21 protein-coding genes and 1 pseudogene are annotated in these 14,351 nt (G+C 52.7%); 16 read left to right on the forward strand and 6 right to left on the reverse strand.

Features of this window, described 5'->3' with window-relative positions; all coding sequences use genetic code 11:
• Positions 1 to 20 precede the first annotated feature (20 nt).
• On the forward strand, positions 21 to 530 hold the full coding sequence (locus K2184_RS27755; RefSeq protein WP_004196769.1) for an aquaporin: 510 nt from the start codon (positions 21 to 23) through the stop codon (positions 528 to 530).
• A 49-nt stretch (positions 531 to 579) separates the two neighbouring features.
• On the opposite strand, the gene K2184_RS27760 is transcribed toward K2184_RS27755, so the two are convergent.
• A complete protein-coding gene (locus K2184_RS27760) occupies positions 580 to 1,077 on the reverse strand; it encodes a GNAT family N-acetyltransferase (RefSeq protein WP_004196778.1) in 498 nt (165 codons plus the stop codon).
• A 331-nt stretch (positions 1,078 to 1,408) separates the two neighbouring features.
• Here K2184_RS27760 and K2184_RS27765 point away from each other — a divergent pair, with 331 nt between their 5' ends.
• The 6 genes and pseudogenes from K2184_RS27765 (at position 1,409) to K2184_RS27790 (ending at position 5,870) form a co-directional block, all read left to right on the forward strand.
• The gene (locus tag K2184_RS27765; protein WP_004152092.1) at positions 1,409 to 1,735 is read left to right on the forward strand and encodes an ArsR/SmtB family transcription factor; all 327 of its coding nucleotides are present in this window, start codon (positions 1,409 to 1,411) and stop codon (positions 1,733 to 1,735) included.
• On the forward strand, positions 1,732 to 2,445 hold the full coding sequence (gene arsH, locus K2184_RS27770) for an arsenical resistance protein ArsH (protein ID WP_004182006.1): 714 nt from the start codon (positions 1,732 to 1,734) through the stop codon (positions 2,443 to 2,445). The genes K2184_RS27765 and arsH overlap by 4 nt, the downstream gene beginning before the upstream one ends.
• 8 nt (positions 2,446 to 2,453) lie before the next feature.
• On the forward strand, positions 2,454 to 2,999 hold the full coding sequence (locus K2184_RS27775; RefSeq protein WP_004182005.1) for a sigma-70 family RNA polymerase sigma factor: 546 nt from the start codon (positions 2,454 to 2,456) through the stop codon (positions 2,997 to 2,999).
• 75 nt (positions 3,000 to 3,074) lie between these two features.
• A complete protein-coding gene (locus tag K2184_RS27780; RefSeq protein ID WP_004152095.1) occupies positions 3,075 to 3,437 on the forward strand; it encodes an arsenic metallochaperone ArsD family protein in 363 nt (120 codons plus the stop codon).
• Positions 3,438 to 3,455: 18 nt separating this feature from the next.
• Positions 3,456 to 5,212: pseudogene (arsA, locus tag K2184_RS27785) on the forward strand (arsenical pump-driving ATPase).
• A gap of 121 nt (positions 5,213 to 5,333) precedes the next feature.
• Positions 5,334 to 5,870, forward strand: a complete 537-nt coding sequence (locus K2184_RS27790; protein ID WP_004152096.1) for a GNAT family N-acetyltransferase — start codon at positions 5,334 to 5,336, stop codon at positions 5,868 to 5,870.
• Between the two features lie 32 nt (positions 5,871 to 5,902).
• Here K2184_RS27790 and arsC read toward each other — a convergent pair whose 3' ends face one another.
• Genes arsC through arsR form a run of 5 tightly spaced genes read right to left on the reverse strand, consistent with a single transcriptional unit; the run spans position 5,903 to position 10,209 of the window.
• Complete coding sequence (arsC, locus tag K2184_RS27795; protein ID WP_004152097.1) at positions 5,903 to 6,328, reverse strand: glutaredoxin-dependent arsenate reductase; 426 nt, start codon at positions 6,326 to 6,328, stop codon at positions 5,903 to 5,905.
• A 12-nt stretch (positions 6,329 to 6,340) separates the two neighbouring features.
• Positions 6,341 to 7,630: an arsenite efflux transporter membrane subunit ArsB gene (gene arsB / locus K2184_RS27800; protein WP_004152098.1), complete on the reverse strand. Its 1,290-nt coding sequence runs from the start codon at positions 7,628 to 7,630 to the stop codon at positions 6,341 to 6,343.
• Between the two features lie 47 nt (positions 7,631 to 7,677).
• A complete protein-coding gene (arsA, locus tag K2184_RS27805; protein WP_004152099.1) occupies positions 7,678 to 9,429 on the reverse strand; it encodes an arsenite efflux transporter ATPase subunit ArsA in 1,752 nt (583 codons plus the stop codon).
• A gap of 17 nt (positions 9,430 to 9,446) precedes the next feature.
• Positions 9,447 to 9,809, reverse strand: coding sequence for an arsenite efflux transporter metallochaperone ArsD (gene arsD / locus K2184_RS27810; RefSeq protein WP_004152100.1), 363 nt, complete (start codon positions 9,807 to 9,809; stop codon positions 9,447 to 9,449).
• 49 nt (positions 9,810 to 9,858) lie between these two features.
• Positions 9,859 to 10,209: an As(III)-sensing metalloregulatory transcriptional repressor ArsR gene (arsR, locus tag K2184_RS27815; protein WP_004152101.1), complete on the reverse strand. Its 351-nt coding sequence runs from the start codon at positions 10,207 to 10,209 to the stop codon at positions 9,859 to 9,861.
• A gap of 357 nt (positions 10,210 to 10,566) precedes the next feature.
• Here arsR and K2184_RS27820 point away from each other — a divergent pair, with 357 nt between their 5' ends.
• The 9 genes from K2184_RS27820 (at position 10,567) to K2184_RS27860 (ending at position 14,121) form a co-directional block, all read left to right on the forward strand.
• Positions 10,567 to 10,836, forward strand: coding sequence for a hypothetical protein (locus K2184_RS27820; RefSeq protein WP_004152102.1), 270 nt, complete (start codon positions 10,567 to 10,569; stop codon positions 10,834 to 10,836).
• Entirely contained in the window at positions 10,824 to 11,399 is a 576-nt protein-coding gene (locus K2184_RS27825; RefSeq protein WP_004152103.1) for a hypothetical protein, read from the forward strand. The genes K2184_RS27820 and K2184_RS27825 overlap by 13 nt, the downstream gene beginning before the upstream one ends.
• Before the next feature lie 30 nt (positions 11,400 to 11,429).
• Positions 11,430 to 11,924: a DNA-binding protein gene (locus K2184_RS27830; RefSeq protein WP_004152104.1), complete on the forward strand. Its 495-nt coding sequence runs from the start codon at positions 11,430 to 11,432 to the stop codon at positions 11,922 to 11,924.
• Positions 11,925 to 11,967: 43 nt separating this feature from the next.
• Positions 11,968 to 12,336, forward strand: coding sequence for a hypothetical protein (locus tag K2184_RS27835; RefSeq protein WP_004152105.1), 369 nt, complete (start codon positions 11,968 to 11,970; stop codon positions 12,334 to 12,336).
• Positions 12,337 to 12,369: 33 nt separating this feature from the next.
• Positions 12,370 to 12,573 carry an HHA domain-containing protein gene (locus K2184_RS27840; protein ID WP_004152106.1) on the forward strand — a complete coding sequence of 68 codons (204 nt, stop codon included), beginning with the start codon at positions 12,370 to 12,372 and terminating at the stop codon, positions 12,571 to 12,573.
• Positions 12,574 to 12,621: 48 nt separating this feature from the next.
• On the forward strand, positions 12,622 to 12,879 hold the full coding sequence (locus K2184_RS27845; RefSeq protein ID WP_004152107.1) for a hypothetical protein: 258 nt from the start codon (positions 12,622 to 12,624) through the stop codon (positions 12,877 to 12,879).
• Between the two features lie 75 nt (positions 12,880 to 12,954).
• Positions 12,955 to 13,209, forward strand: a complete 255-nt coding sequence (locus tag K2184_RS27850; RefSeq protein WP_004152108.1) for a hypothetical protein — start codon at positions 12,955 to 12,957, stop codon at positions 13,207 to 13,209.
• Between the two features lie 175 nt (positions 13,210 to 13,384).
• Entirely contained in the window at positions 13,385 to 13,651 is a 267-nt protein-coding gene (locus tag K2184_RS27855; RefSeq protein WP_003026799.1) for a DUF1778 domain-containing protein, read from the forward strand.
• A complete protein-coding gene (locus K2184_RS27860) occupies positions 13,639 to 14,121 on the forward strand; it encodes a GNAT family N-acetyltransferase (protein ID WP_003026803.1) in 483 nt (160 codons plus the stop codon). The genes K2184_RS27855 and K2184_RS27860 overlap by 13 nt, the downstream gene beginning before the upstream one ends.
• Positions 14,122 to 14,351 lie beyond the last annotated feature (230 nt).

A 14,351-nucleotide genomic window follows, 5' to 3' on the forward strand; every position in this document is an offset into this window, starting at 1 on the left:
TCAATTTTTGTCCACCTAAGTTGCGGAAGACCCACTTTTTACCCGTTGTTGACAGCGGAGCACACCTTAACCCCGTGGTAAGCCTGATTTTTTATCTGATCGGGGCCTGCTCTTTCAGGGCAACCATGAATTACATCGTGGCTCAGTTGTTAGGGGCCGGCGCTGCTGCACTGTGCCTGAAGGCTGTCTTTGGCCACTCCCTGCTGGCCGGGGTGACCCGGGTCCATATGGGGGTATCACTGTACAATGCCTTTTTCATCGAAGGTGTCATGACTTTTATTCTGATTATGAGCATCCTAACGACCAGAAACCCCGCGATTATCAGCATTGCTGTTTTTCTTGATGCTTTTATTGGCGGGCCGCTGACGGGGGCAAGCATGAACCCGGCCCGTAGCTTCGGGCCGGCATTGGCCATGGGATACTGGGATAATCAGTGGCTGTACTGGGCCGCTCCGCTGTCTGGCGGGCTTGTAGCTGTTGCGTGCTGCCAGCTGTTTATGCCGCAACTGAAGTCACCCTCACCGGAATAAAGTCCCTTCCAGGACAGAATGCCTCTGATGAACAGAGGCATTCTTTTTTTCAGCAACCCACTGTCCGGCTACGCCTTTCCAGAATGAGAACATCTCTCCATTTTCCGTTCATTTCACCCACTTTTTCCCGGCAGCCGACTTCCCTGAATCCCTGGCTGCGATGTAAAGCAACACTGGCCTGGTTTTCCGGAAAGATGCCAGCAAGTAGCGTCCAGAAACCCGCACTTTCCGAGCCCTTTATCAGCCCGGAGAGCAAAGCCCTGCCCGCGCCTTTTCCCTGAAAATGAGTACTGACATAAATGCTCAGCTCTGCGACACCGCGGTATGCATGCCGGCGGGAAAAAGGAGATAGCGCAGCCCATCCCACCACTCTGTTATCAACAGTGGCGACGTAGCGGCAGTCCTGAAGATGCCCTTCATTCCATTCCAGCCACTCAGGTGCTGCGGTCTGAAAGGTGGCGTTCCCTGTTGCAATTCCTTCCTGATAAATTTCCCTGACTGCACACCAGTCCTCTTCGTGCATTTTTCTAATGATGATCTCTGCCATTTCTCTGTACCGTATGTTTGCTGTATTCATAGGCAGTCAGAAAACGAGCCTGCCTGGGCTTCCCGGCGGCGGGACATAATGCGCCCGTCAGCAAAGGATGAAGGTCATTTTATTTTTAGCGGGAATCGGTTTCTACTGTGACGGATTCATATGCATTTTTCCATATATATTGTGACGTACCTCATTTCTGAGAGGTATAAACACCGATCATGTTTTCTCCATGCCGCGTAAGTGTAAGGCCCCGGAGATGGAGTCATATTATGGACGTGGTTGCGCTCACTATATATTTCTATTATTCTGGAAATATAGAAATAAAATTACGAGGAATGGGATGGAGCTGAAAATCGCCGCGATGGTGCTGAAAGAACTTGGCCACACCACTCGTCTCGATATTTACAAAACACTCGTTAAGGCCGGACGTCAGGGACTGCCCGTGGGGGAACTGCAGCAACATCTCGCCATTCCGGCCTCGACCCTGAGTCATCATCTTTCATCGCTGATATCCGTCTCACTGGTTCGCCAGGAAAGGCAGGGGAGAACACTGTTCTGCCACGCCTGTTATGACAACCTTGCTGCATTGATTGCCTTTCTGACAGAAGAGTGCTGTGCAGACGAATATGCCCCGCCTGGTTTTATGTCACCACCGGAGAAAAAATGATTGCTGAACTGAAAAATGTTGTTCCTGAGCTGTTTGATACAGGTCTCACCGGGGTCCGCCTGGGTGTAAAGACAGTTGACCATCCTCCCCGGATCCTGATGTTGTACGGTTCCGTTCGAGAGCGGTCCTACAGCCGTCTGGCCACCGAAGAGGCTGCCCGGCTTCTTACCGCCATGGGTGCGGATGTCCGCATCTTTAATCCTTCCGGTCTCCCTCTGCCGGATGATGCAGCGGATACGCATCCCAGGGTTATGGAACTTCGCGAAATGGTGCGCTGGTCTGAAGGGATGGTATGGTGCTCTCCTGAACGTCATGGTGCGATGACCGGCATTATGAAAGCCCAGATTGACTGGATACCACTATCAGAGGGCGCAGTACGCCCTTCTCAGGGAAAAACCCTGGCCGTCATGCAGGTCTGCGGAGGCTCCCAGTCTTTCAATGCGGTAAACCAGATGCGTATTCTTGGCCGCTGGATGCGAATGATTACTATACCTAATCAATCCTCGGTAGCGAAAGCCTGGCAGGAGTTTGATGAAGACGGACGGATGAAACCATCCCCGTACTACGACCGTATTGTGGATGTAATGGAAGAGCTGATGAAGTTTACCCTGCTGACCCGGGAGTATGCAGCGTATCTCGTCGATCGCTACAGTGAACGTAAAGAGTCGGCAGAAGCACTTTCCCGGCGGGTGAATCAGAGCAAAATCTGAGGGCTGGTATGAGTGATGTAACGGCATTCAACAACTGCATGAGCGTGTTCTGGCAACAGCATGAAGCAGAGCTCTCCCGTTTTCTGGCATCAAGGACAGGCGATCGGGAGCAGGCAGCCGATCTGCTTCAGGAAGTCTTCCTGCGCGCCCGGGCCTGTGCAGACCGCTTCTGTGAAATGGAGAACCCGCGGGCCTGGCTGTACCGGACGGCGAGGAATCTGCTGACGGATGAGTACCGTGCCGCCAGAGACGTCGTGGTGCTGGAAGACGAGATCCCGCTGCCTGACGCCTTCCATGAGGCGGTTTCAACGCTGGAGATTTGCCTGCCTGAAACCCTGCAGGCCTTACCTGACGAGGAAAGATGGCTGATAGAAGAGGCCGATCTGAACCGGCGTCCCCAGCAGCGCCTGGCCGACGAGCTGGGGATCACGCTGACGGCGTTTAAGTCGCGCCTGCTTCGCGCCCGGAAACATCTGAAGAAGACGATGACGGAACTCTGCCAGGTGGAAGTGGATGATGCGTCTTCCGTCTGCTGCCATAAAAAAATGGATTAACCGCGCATCTTTTTCCCGCCTCACTCGTTTACCTCAGTGTAAAGCCCCATCATTCAACACTGAGGTAAACAGTCCATGTCAAAAATTGAGATCTTTGAAGCCGCAGGCTGCTGTGCGACCAGCAGCGTCGTGGTCAGCGATGAAGCCGTCAAATGGAACGCCAGCGCCGAATGGGCGAAAAAGCATGGTGTGAATATTCAGCGTTACAGCTTGGCAAAGAACCCGCAGCAGTTCCTGAATACGCCCGTCATCAGGGCCTTCCTGAACACGTCAGGAATGGAGTCCCTTCCCGCTACCCTGCTTGACGGCCAGCTGGTGATGGCGGGCAAGCTCCCGTCCCGGGAAGATATCGCCCGCTGGGCCGGTATTTCCCTCACGCAGGACTGGAATGAAGACAGCACGCAGCCGCGCTGCTGCAGCATTCCCCGTATGCCTTAATCCCGGAGGAGCTCAACAATGACGATGCCATTTTTACAGAATATCCCCCCGTTTATCTTCTTCACCGGCAAAGGCGGCGTGGGGAAAACCTCTCTGGCCTGCGCGACGGCGGTATGGCTGGCTGACCAGGGCCGGAGAACGCTTCTGGTCAGTACCGATCCGGCCTCCAATGTCGGTCAGGTCTTCAGCCAGACTGTGGGCCACCGGATCACTGGTATCCGCACCGTGGAAAACCTTGCGGCAATGGAAGTTGACCCGATGGCGGCCGCGCAGGCTTACCGCGATCGCGTGCTCGATCCTGTTCGTGAACTGATGCCTGCCGATGTCATCAGCAACATTGAAGAACAGCTTTCCGGTTCATGTACCACGGAGATCGCGGCGTTTGATGAATTTACCGCGCTGCTGACCAGTCATGAACTGCGCGAAAAATATGATCATATCGTCTTTGATACTGCACCAACCGGACACACCATCCGTATGCTTGAGCTGCCGGGCGCCTGGAGCGGGTACCTCGATGCACATCCTGATGCTGCGGCGAACCTCGGCCCTCTGGTGGGGCTGGAGAAACAACAGGACCAGTACGCTGACGCAGTGAAAGCCCTCTCTGATACGGCACTCACGCGACTGGTTCTGGTTGCCCGCGCACAGGCGTCGACCCTGAAAGAGGTCTCCCATACCCACGAGGAGCTGTCGGCTATCGGTCTGCAGCATCAGCACCTTGCCATCAATGGCGTGCTGCCTCCCTTTGCCGGTGAACAGGATCCGCTGGCGCACAGTATTCTGGCGCGGGAGGAACGGGCCTTACGGGCCATGCCTGAAAACCTCGCGCATCTTCCCCGGTCGATGCTGTATCTGAAGCCTTTTAATCTGGTTGGTCTGGAAGCCCTGAGGGCGCTGTTTACAGAGAGCACACTTGTTCTGCCGGATCCGGGAGCCACGCTCACGACGGTCGATTTACCGGAGCTTGCCTCCCTGGTGGAGGACCTCAGCCGAGCGGGAAAAGGGCTGGTCATGACGATGGGAAAAGGGGGCGTGGGGAAAACCACGGTGGCGGCTGCGGTCGCGGTCTCGCTGGCCAGACGCGGTCATAAAGTCCACCTGACCACCTCCGATCCGGCAGCCACCTGTCTTACACCCTGGATGGCTCGCTGCCAGGCCTTCAGGTCAGCCGTATCGATCCAAAAGCAGAGACTGAGCGCTATCGTCGCTTTGTGCTGGAAAATCAGGGAAAAGGTCTGGATGAAGAGGGACTGGCGGTACTGGAGGAAGATCTCCGTTCCCCCTGCACCGAAGAGATTGCCGTGTTTCAGGCATTCTCCCGGATCATCAAAGAGGCCAACGACCATTTTGTCATTATAGACACTGCGCCCACCGGGCATACGCTGCTGTTGCTGGATGCAACCGGGGCCTATCACCGGGAAATGGTGCGCCAGATGGGGCAGGCTCACGATCACGTGATAACGCCAATGATGCAGCTGCAGGATCCGGAGAAGACCAGAGTCATTATCGTGACGCTTGCCGAAACCACGCCGGTACTGGAAGCGGCCGGGCTGCAGCAGGACTTACGCCGGGCCGGGATTGAACCCTGGGCGTGGGTCATCAATAACAGCCTCGCGGCCGCGAAGCCGTCCTCCCCGTTCCTGGTCACCCGTGCCCGTCGCGAACTGCCGCTGATCGACGACGTTGCCGGGCATTATGCACAGCGCATTGCCCTGACGCCACTGCTGAAGGACGACCCGGTAGGCGTGGACCTGCTGGCTGAAATGGCGGGCTGACAGGTGGGGCGACGCCCTACCTCCACTTAAAACATTTCCTTATACAGGTCATAAGATGAAGCGCTTAATCTGCCGTCGCGAATTCCGGTAGTGTGTCAGTCAACGTCACAGGAGTCATACAATGCACATTATCAATGCTGAAGAGCAGCACATTCCCGCCATACGGCGCATTTACGCCCATCATGTCCTGCACGGCACAGGCAGCTTCGAGACGGAACCCCCGGACACGCAGGAAATGCTTGCCCGGGTGAAAAATGTTCAGTCACGTGGATTTCCCTGGTATATCGCCCTGCAGGGGGAGACGGTCATCGGCTACTGTTATCTCTCCCGCTACCGCGAACGCCATGCCTACCGGTTTACGGTTGAAAATTCGGTGTACATCGATCCGGCTTATCAGCGGCAGGGGGGCGGAAAAGCCTTACTCGATCATGCCTTAACATGGGCCCGGTCTCAGGGATACCGCCAGATGATAGCGGTTGTGGGGGACAGTGCGAACGTCGCGTCTGTAGCGCTGCATCTTCGCGCCGGATTTACTGAAATCGGCACGCTGAAGGACATCGGTTTCAAGCATGGCCGCTGGCTGGACACGGTGTTGCTGCAGCGTCAGCTGGGAAAAGGGAGCTGTACGCTGCCGGACAGTCCGGTACCCGGACGCTGAGGCAGGAGAAAGGGGGCATCGCCCCCTTTCGGTTATTTCAGCCGTTTCCCTGCCTCATCTACTACTTTCTCGCCGTCTTCCTTAGCAAATGCGCCTTTTTGCGCATCCGGAAGAATATCCAGTACCACTTCGGAAGGGCGGCACAGACGCGTTCCCAACGGTGTCACCACAATCGGACGGTTAATCAGGATCGGATGCTGAAGCATAAAATCGATTAACTGATCGTCAGTAAACTTATCTTCCTCAAGCCCCAGTTCTTCATAAGGCTCGACGTTTTTGCGCAGCAAAGCCCGGACTGAAATGCCCATATCTGCAATGAGTTTGACCAGCTCATCGCGTGACGGTGGATTTTCAAGGTAATGAATAACGGTCGGTTCATTACCACTGTTGCGGATCATCTCCAGCGTATTACGCGACGTGCCGCAGGCCGGGTTGTGATAAATGGTGATGTTGCTCATATCAGTATCTCATTACAAAGTGAAAGAGAGACGTAGCGCCAGCGCTGCCAGCGTTACAAACAGCACAGGCAGAGTCATGACGATCCCGGTGCGGAAATAGTATCCCCAGGTGATGGTCATATTCTTCTGTGAAAGGACATGCAGCCAGAGCAGCGTTGCCAGGCTACCAATAGGTGTAATTTTAGGTCCCAGATCGCAGCCAATCACGTTGGCGTAGATCATCGCTTCTTTGATAACGCCTGTTGCGGTGCTTCCATCGATAGAAAGAGCGCCAACCAGCACGGTAGGCATGTTGTTCATGATGGAAGACAGGAAAGCCGTCAGGAAGCCAGTACCCAGCGTTGCAGCCCAGAGTCCTTTATCCGCAAGTACATTCAGCACACCTGAAAGGTATTCGGTTAGCCCGGCGTTGCGCAGACCGTAGACCACCAGGTACATCCCCAATGAGAAGATGACGATCTGCCATGGCGCACCGCGCAGCACTTTGCCAGTTTTAATGGCATGGCCTCGTTTAGCTACTGCAAACAGGATCACAGCTCCAACAGCCGCAATCGCGCTAACGGGAATACCAAGCGGCTCAAGGACAAAGAACCCAACCAGCAGAAGTATTAAAACTATCCAGCCGGTTCTGAAGGTTGCCAGATCTTTAATCGCTTTTGCCGGTGCTTTCAGAAGAGCCAGGTCGTAAGTCGGTGGGATATCCTTGCGGAAGAACAAATGCAGCATAACCAACGTGGCAACAATGGCTGCAATATCCACCGGCACCATTACCGACGCATACTCGGTGAAGCCCAGTCCAAAGAAGTCTGCAGAAACGATGTTAACCAGGTTGGACACGATAAGCGGCAGGCTGGCTGTATCGGCAATAAACCCGGCAGCCATGACGAATGCCAGTGTCGTGCCTTTGCTGAACCCTAATGCCAGCAGCATGGCGATGACTATCGGCGTCAGAATAAGTGCCGCACCATCGTTGGCAAACAGTGCCGCCACCGCTGCACCAAGCAGAACGATATACGTAAAGAGCAAACGGCCACGACCGTTACCCCAGCGCGAAACATGCAATGCCGCCCATTCGAAAAAGCCGGACTCATCAAGCAGCAGGCTGATAATAATCACGGCAATAAAGGTCGCCGTCGCGTTCCAGACGATATTCCACACCACCGGAATATCGCCCACATGCACAACGCCAGATATCAGAGCCAGTCCCGCGCCCAGCATTGCACTCCAGCCGATCCCTAATCCCTTTGGTTGCCAGATAACCAAAACAATGGTCAGGACAAAAATAGCGCCTGCCAGTAACATAAAACCTCCTGACAGGGCGACTTTGTCGCCCTGTAGATGTCAAAAAATTAACTCATCAACTCTCTGAGCTTTTCAATACCGGCGGGCTCTGACGCCAGCACCGGAACAAGCGCTATACGGTCAGCATGCTGATTCTTAACAGCCTCAATCTGAGGCAGTTCCTGTTGAGCACGCTGACAAAGCAACGGAGAACGCGTATCCGCAATGGAAAGGCTGTTATTGATAATCCAGCCCCACGGATGAATCCCCGCTCTTTCAAGGTCAGCCTGCAGGTTTGCCGCTTCCAGCACCGGTGTGGTTTCAGGAAGCGTAACCAGCAGAACTTTGGTTCTATCCGGGTCCTGAAGCTGCATCATGGGGGTAGTAAAATGACCTTTACTCCCCATTTTTTTGGCAATCTCTCGGTGATAAGCCCCGGTCGCATCCAGCAACAGCAGCGTGTGTCCGGTAGGGGCGGTATCCATGACAACAAAGCGCTTACCCGCTTCACGAATCACACGGGAGAAGGCCTGAAACACGGCAATTTCTTCAGTACAGGGAGAGCGTAAATCCTCTTCCAGTAACCGTTTCCCTGCTTCGTCCAGATCTCTTCCCTTCGTCTCAAGAACATGCTGGCGATAGCGTTCGGTTTCATCGTGAGGGTTGATGCGGCTGACCTGCAGGTTTTTGAGGCTGCCGTTCAGCGTTGTACTCAGGTGCGCAGCAGGATCAGAGGTCGTGAGATGCACGTCAAATCCCATGTCGGCCAGCCTGACGGCGATGGCGGCAGCCATCGTGGTTTTCCCTACACCACCTTTGCCCATCAGCATAATCAGGCCGTGTTCACTGCGAGCGATATCATCGACCAGGCCAGAGAGTGATAAGTTTTCAGGCGTGTACAGGATGTTCGTTACCGGGAGCGGTAATGCCTCAGAACGGGTAGCCAGCAGTCCCTTCAATGCTGAAACACCAACCATATTGACTGGCTGGAGTAACAGGGTATCTGTCGGTAGCTCAGATAAACCGGCAGGAAGATTTGCCAGTGCCTCCTGCTCACGTTGCCATATCGCCGCGGCCAGGGCGTCATGTTCAGCTTCGGCTTCAGGCAGCACACCATTAATCACCAGATATTGATTTTTCAGGCCAATCTCAGCCAGTTCCTCATGAGTGCGGGCGACTTCCTGCAGCGTAGAATTTTGCAGTCGTGCAACCAGAACCAAGCGGGTACGTTCAGGGTCGGATAACGCCTCTACCGCATGAGCATACTGCTCACGCTGCTTTTCCAGCCCGGCCATCGGGCCAAGACAGGAGGCACCATCTGGATTGCTTTCAATAAAGCTACTCCAGGCACCAGGAAGCTGGAGAAGGCGAATCGTGTGGCCCGTCGGCGCGGTATCAAAAATGATGTGATCGAAACGGGTCAGCAGGGAAGCGTCTGTCAATAAGCCGGTGAACTCATCAAACGCCGCAATCTCAGTGGTGCAGGCTCCTGAAAGCTGCTCGCTGATACTGTTAACAACGTCATCAGGCAGAAGACCTTTGATAGGATCAACGATTCTGGCCCGATATTGCCGGGCGGCTTCCTGCGGGTCAATCTCCAGAGCAGAAAGCCCAGGAACTGCTGTCACAGGGCGAATCGTGTTACCGATAGCCAGATCGAATACCTGACCGACATTGGAGGCCGGGTCGGTACTGACCAGCAAAACCCGCTTACCCTGTTCGGCAAGGTGGATAGCCGTCGCGCAGGAAATGGAAGTTTTTCCTACACCACCCTTGCCAGTAAAAAACAGGTAAGGCGGGATATTCTGTAATAATTTCATATGTCCTCCTGACATATTCAGCAACAGGAAGTATTACCACCACAGCAACTGGTGGGAGCTAACCCTACCTTCTCCAGCGGAATACCGAACCAGCGAGCCAGCTCAGCGCGTTTTGGGTATCGCCCAGCCATCACCGTTTCGCCGTCCAGCAACAGCAGCGGAAGCCCTTCTGCGCCGGATGCATCGAGGAAGGCTTTCGCTTTCTCATTGTGAACAAAGCTCATGGGCTGCTGCGCCAGGTTGTAACGTTCAACCTGTACGCCACGTCCTTTCAGCCACTGCATATCAGCAGAAAAATCAACCAGAACCTGATCGACATCTGAACCACATACACCGGTACTGCAGCACATTGCCGGGTCAAACACCGTTAACGTCTTCATTCTGAATACCTCATACATTCGAAAAAACACATATGTTCAGGCAAATTTTTTAGATGCAAACAGCCTTACCGCTACCAGAGCAGTTTGCCGATGCCAGCTTACGGGCGATGGCCTGTACGTCGTCCTGTTGGCTTAACCAGGCCTGCTCAATCACCTGAGCAGCCCAGGAAGGAATATGCGGGGATAAGCGATAATGAACCCATTTCCCCTGCTTGCGATCCAGCAATAGACCGCTTTCCCGGAGCATTGCCAGATGACGGGAGATCTTGGGCTGGGACTCATCCAGCGCCGTGCAGAAATCGCAGACGCACAGTTCTCCCAGCTCCCTGAGCAGCAGGACAATACCCAGACGGGTTTCATCGGACAGGTTTTTGAAAAGCTTAAGGGCTGTAAGGGGCATTATTCCTCCTGTTCGGTTGCGTAAAGCATACGCCCGAAGACAAAAAAAACAACCATATATTCGGAAAATCGAATGTGTGAAAGTGTCAGATGACGCTGTCACGCTGGTATACGTCCATTACTTTCCGGGGAAAATACATGTGTGTTACAGAGATCCGACTTAGCCAGAAATCGGATCTGCGCGGCGGGAAACCGGTAAGTGATATGATAATTAAGTCACACTCACAAAATCATACTTGATATGATATTTATCATTAACCGCATAATAATATCTGATATGATGTTTAAATGATGAATAACAAATCATATATAATATGATTTATCTTCTTTAATCACATAATCAGACGGAGCGTGCAGGATGGATGAGAAAGTATTCTTTCACCTGAGTTATGAAACCATGCTTGGCGACACGGAAGATTTTATTAACGCGTGTCTTGAACGGGCAAACCGTGCGGACTGCAATGATGCCGATGCGGAGATTGCCCGGGCACGCAGCGCGATCGAACTCTGGTACCACCTGGCGATGGCGGGCCGTGCCCCGGAAGACGTCGCCGACAGGGACCATCTGCGCCTCACCGGAATGCTCCTGCGCGCTCCCACAGCAGAACAACGTTCATGGCAGCAGTAACAACCTCCCGCAGGCCGTCGCCGCTGCAGCGACGGGTACTGATTGTGCTGGCCGCCCTCGATGCGAAACGTCCGGGGCCGGTGGCGACGCGGGATATCGAGCGGGTGCTGGAGCAGGGCGGGGACGCCCCGGTGTACGGACCGAACCTGCGCGCCTCCTGCCGGCGCATGGAAGCCGCGGGCTGGCTGCGCACCCTGCGCGCGCCGAACCTGCAGCTGGCCGTCGAGCTGACGGAGGCCGGTCGCGGCATTGCAGAACCGCTCTTCCAGGCAGAACGCGAGGCTGAAACGGCACGACAACGACTGACCGACGTCCGGCGTCTGCCGTTACGCCAGACGGCTGCCGGTGACGCGGTGGAGCTGCAGCTGGGTGACGGCCATTACACCATCAGGGAAGCGGCCTACGTGATCCGTCTGGACGGTACCACCTGCCTGCAGCTGACGGATGCCGGCGGCATACGCCGGATAAAAGAGGGCGATCCCCTGCAGGTGGCCAGCTGGTATCAGGCCTGTTTTGATGCAGGCCTGCCGGTCATCGTTCAGGTGAATGAGAGCCGGGACTGATCGCCACCACACAAGGAACAGGAGCATAAAATGAAAGTCACTGAACCCGGACTGAATACGCTGATCGATAACCTGAACACCCTGATTTGTGAGGACAGCCTGCTCACGCGCCAGGAGCGTGAAACCCTGGTGCGGGCCGTGGCGGCCATCGGCGCCATGAAAGCACGCGTCAGCATGAAAAAAGGCGAAGCGCCGACCGTTGCCAGACGGGAAAAAAGGGAGAAAAAAGACCGCCAGCCTGATCCGCGTTTTCCGCGAGCCGGTCATCCCTGGCAGGAAGACGAAAAAACCTTACTGAGTGATGCGCTTGAACCGGTCCCGGATGAAGAGATCGGTACGCATCTTTTCTGGCTTTCCGAGAAACTGGGCAGAACGCCTTTCAGTGTTGCTTTCCAGATCGCGGCAATCAGGGAGCTGCAGGACGGCTGGGAGGAGCAGTTCAGGGAGATTTCGGATAAAATTCGCTTGTCCGGCCTGAGCATCAGTGATTATCTGAAGCAGAACGGCACGGGCCATAACGCCTGAAGAAATTTGCGTTACAGAAAAATTATATAACTGAGGGGCAGTGATGAAAACAGCGATATGGGTGGTGGTGTATTTCACGATGTGTTTTCTGCTTTTCACAGGCTGGATTTTCGCCTTTGCGCAGTATGCGCCCTATAACGGGCAGGAACACGCGTTTTCTCTGACGTATCTGCTTAATTTATTTTTTCTTCATGTAGTGATGGTACCTTACTACGAGTTTTTTCAGACTGAAATATACAGCAATGTATTAATGAGTCTGGCAGATGAATCCGGTCAGATGATACGTTTTCATCACGTGGTACCTGTTCTAGGGATATATAGTCTGTCCGCACTCTTAACTTTTGTAGGTTACATCATATATGCAAAATGGTTCACTCATAACCGGCTGAAAGGAAATCTTCTTCCAAAATGAAATTACCGGGACACCTCAGGATATAAAAAACCAATGACGAAACAGGAATGGATTTTAAGACTACGCCGCTGTACATCTAAGGAAACTCTGGAAAGGATAATAGAAAAAAATAAATATTCCCTGACGGATGACGAACTTGAGCACTTTAATGCCGCAGTGGATCACCGGCTGGCGGAAATGGCAATGGGGAAGTTTTATGATAAAATTCCTGCAGGCGTCTGGAAATATGTTAAATAAAACAGCCAGCATCAGTCTGTTCGCAGTTATCTCACCTGGAGCGCAATCATGAATATGATATTTGAACTGATTGGATTGTTACTTGTAGTCGGATGCGCATTCTTCACCACTTTTTTCTTAGCCGCAGTAGCAGGCACTATGGTAGTTATTTTTGGGTGGGGAATTTCTATTGTCACCCCGAAGTTGGTTACCTGTACTAATGATTGCATCACTACTGTTTTTGATGCCAAACCCTTTGGCTGGCTTCTGATTGTGTTTTCATTAACCATGATGTTCTTTATTATCAGAGGTATGATTAAACGTTAGATTGCCTTTAGTGTGTAGTTAAATCATCATCATAACAGCGTTAATCTGAAACTGATATTGCCGGAGGGGATCATCATGACGGGAAGAGGCATTAACACAGTACGTATCGGCGATGAAGTGAAGCACATCACCGAGCTCGATGCACTAACACTCATGCATGAATGGTCAAAGCTTAAAAAAGAAAATGCAGACCTGTATGACTATAACGGTCAGGTTAACCGGGGGTGGCGCGGCTTTATTCTTCGCATGATGGGTATCCATTTGCCTGATAACGACCGTGTTCGTCTTCAGGGCATTAATGCCAGAAAAGACTCCATCTATCCAGAATGAAGCCACGCCTGCAGCGATAATGAGCTGACTATTGCAGAAGATCAGCCATCATCTTTCATTAAATGTATGATATTTAACATAAAACGCATTATCGGTACTTTGAAGTGTATAGCATTTGCTATACGTTCGTGTTGTGTTATTCTTGTATATCAATTGCTATACAAGAGAGGTGTGTATGAAATCAGATGTTCAACTCAACCTAAGAGCTAAAGAGTCTCAGAGAGCACTCATCGATGCTGCTGCAGAGATCCTTCATAAATCGCGAACCGACTTTATCCTGGAGATGGCCTGCAAGGCTGCGGAGAATGTGATCCTTGATCGCCGTGTTTTCAATTTTAACGACGAACAGTATGCAGAGTTCATCGATATGCTCGATGCACCAGTCGAGGATGAGCCCGCCATTAATAAACTACTGGCAAGGAAACCTCAGTGGGACGTATAACCACGCCCGAGCCGTTATCCAGCTCTCATCAGCTGGCTGAGTTCGTCAGTGGAGAGACAGTCCTCGATGAATGGCTAAAACAGAGAGGTTTAAAAAATCAAGCTCTTGGCGCTGCCCGAACGTTCGTTGTTTGCAAGACGGGTACGAAGCAAGTAGCTGGTTTTTACTCTTTGGCCACCGGTAGCGTTAACCATACGGAAGCGACAGGTAGTCTTCGGCGTAACATGCCAGATCCTATACCGGTGATTATACTCGCTCGCCTGGCGGTAGATGTCTCATTGCACGGAAAAGGGGTTGGCGCCGATTTACTCCACGATGCAGTTCTACGGTGTTATCGCGTAGCTGAGAACATTGGGGTTCGTGCGATAATGGTTCATGCGCTTACTGAAGAAGCCAAAGGTTTCTATGCTCACCATGGATTTAAGGCATCACAAACTCATGAGAGGACTCTGTTTCTAAAGCTTCCATGACTGGTTGCTGGAATGGGAAAGTAGCTGGTTACCGTCTTAACATATTGATTTTTATGTTATTTATTTTAATATTTAACATAATCTTTGTTATGCGCACCTGTATTGTCAGCACAAAGCGTTATTGTCGTCTCAGCACAATTCACACGCGTCGTGTACGCTAAGCCTTCATTTTGCTCAGCACAGGACCGCGATCTTATGTTGGTGACTATGACAGACAAAGAACTTTACCG

Source organism: Klebsiella sp. K5-306 (assembly GCF_051835185.1).
Taxonomy (GTDB): Bacteria; Pseudomonadota; Gammaproteobacteria; order Enterobacterales; family Enterobacteriaceae; genus Klebsiella; species Klebsiella oxytoca.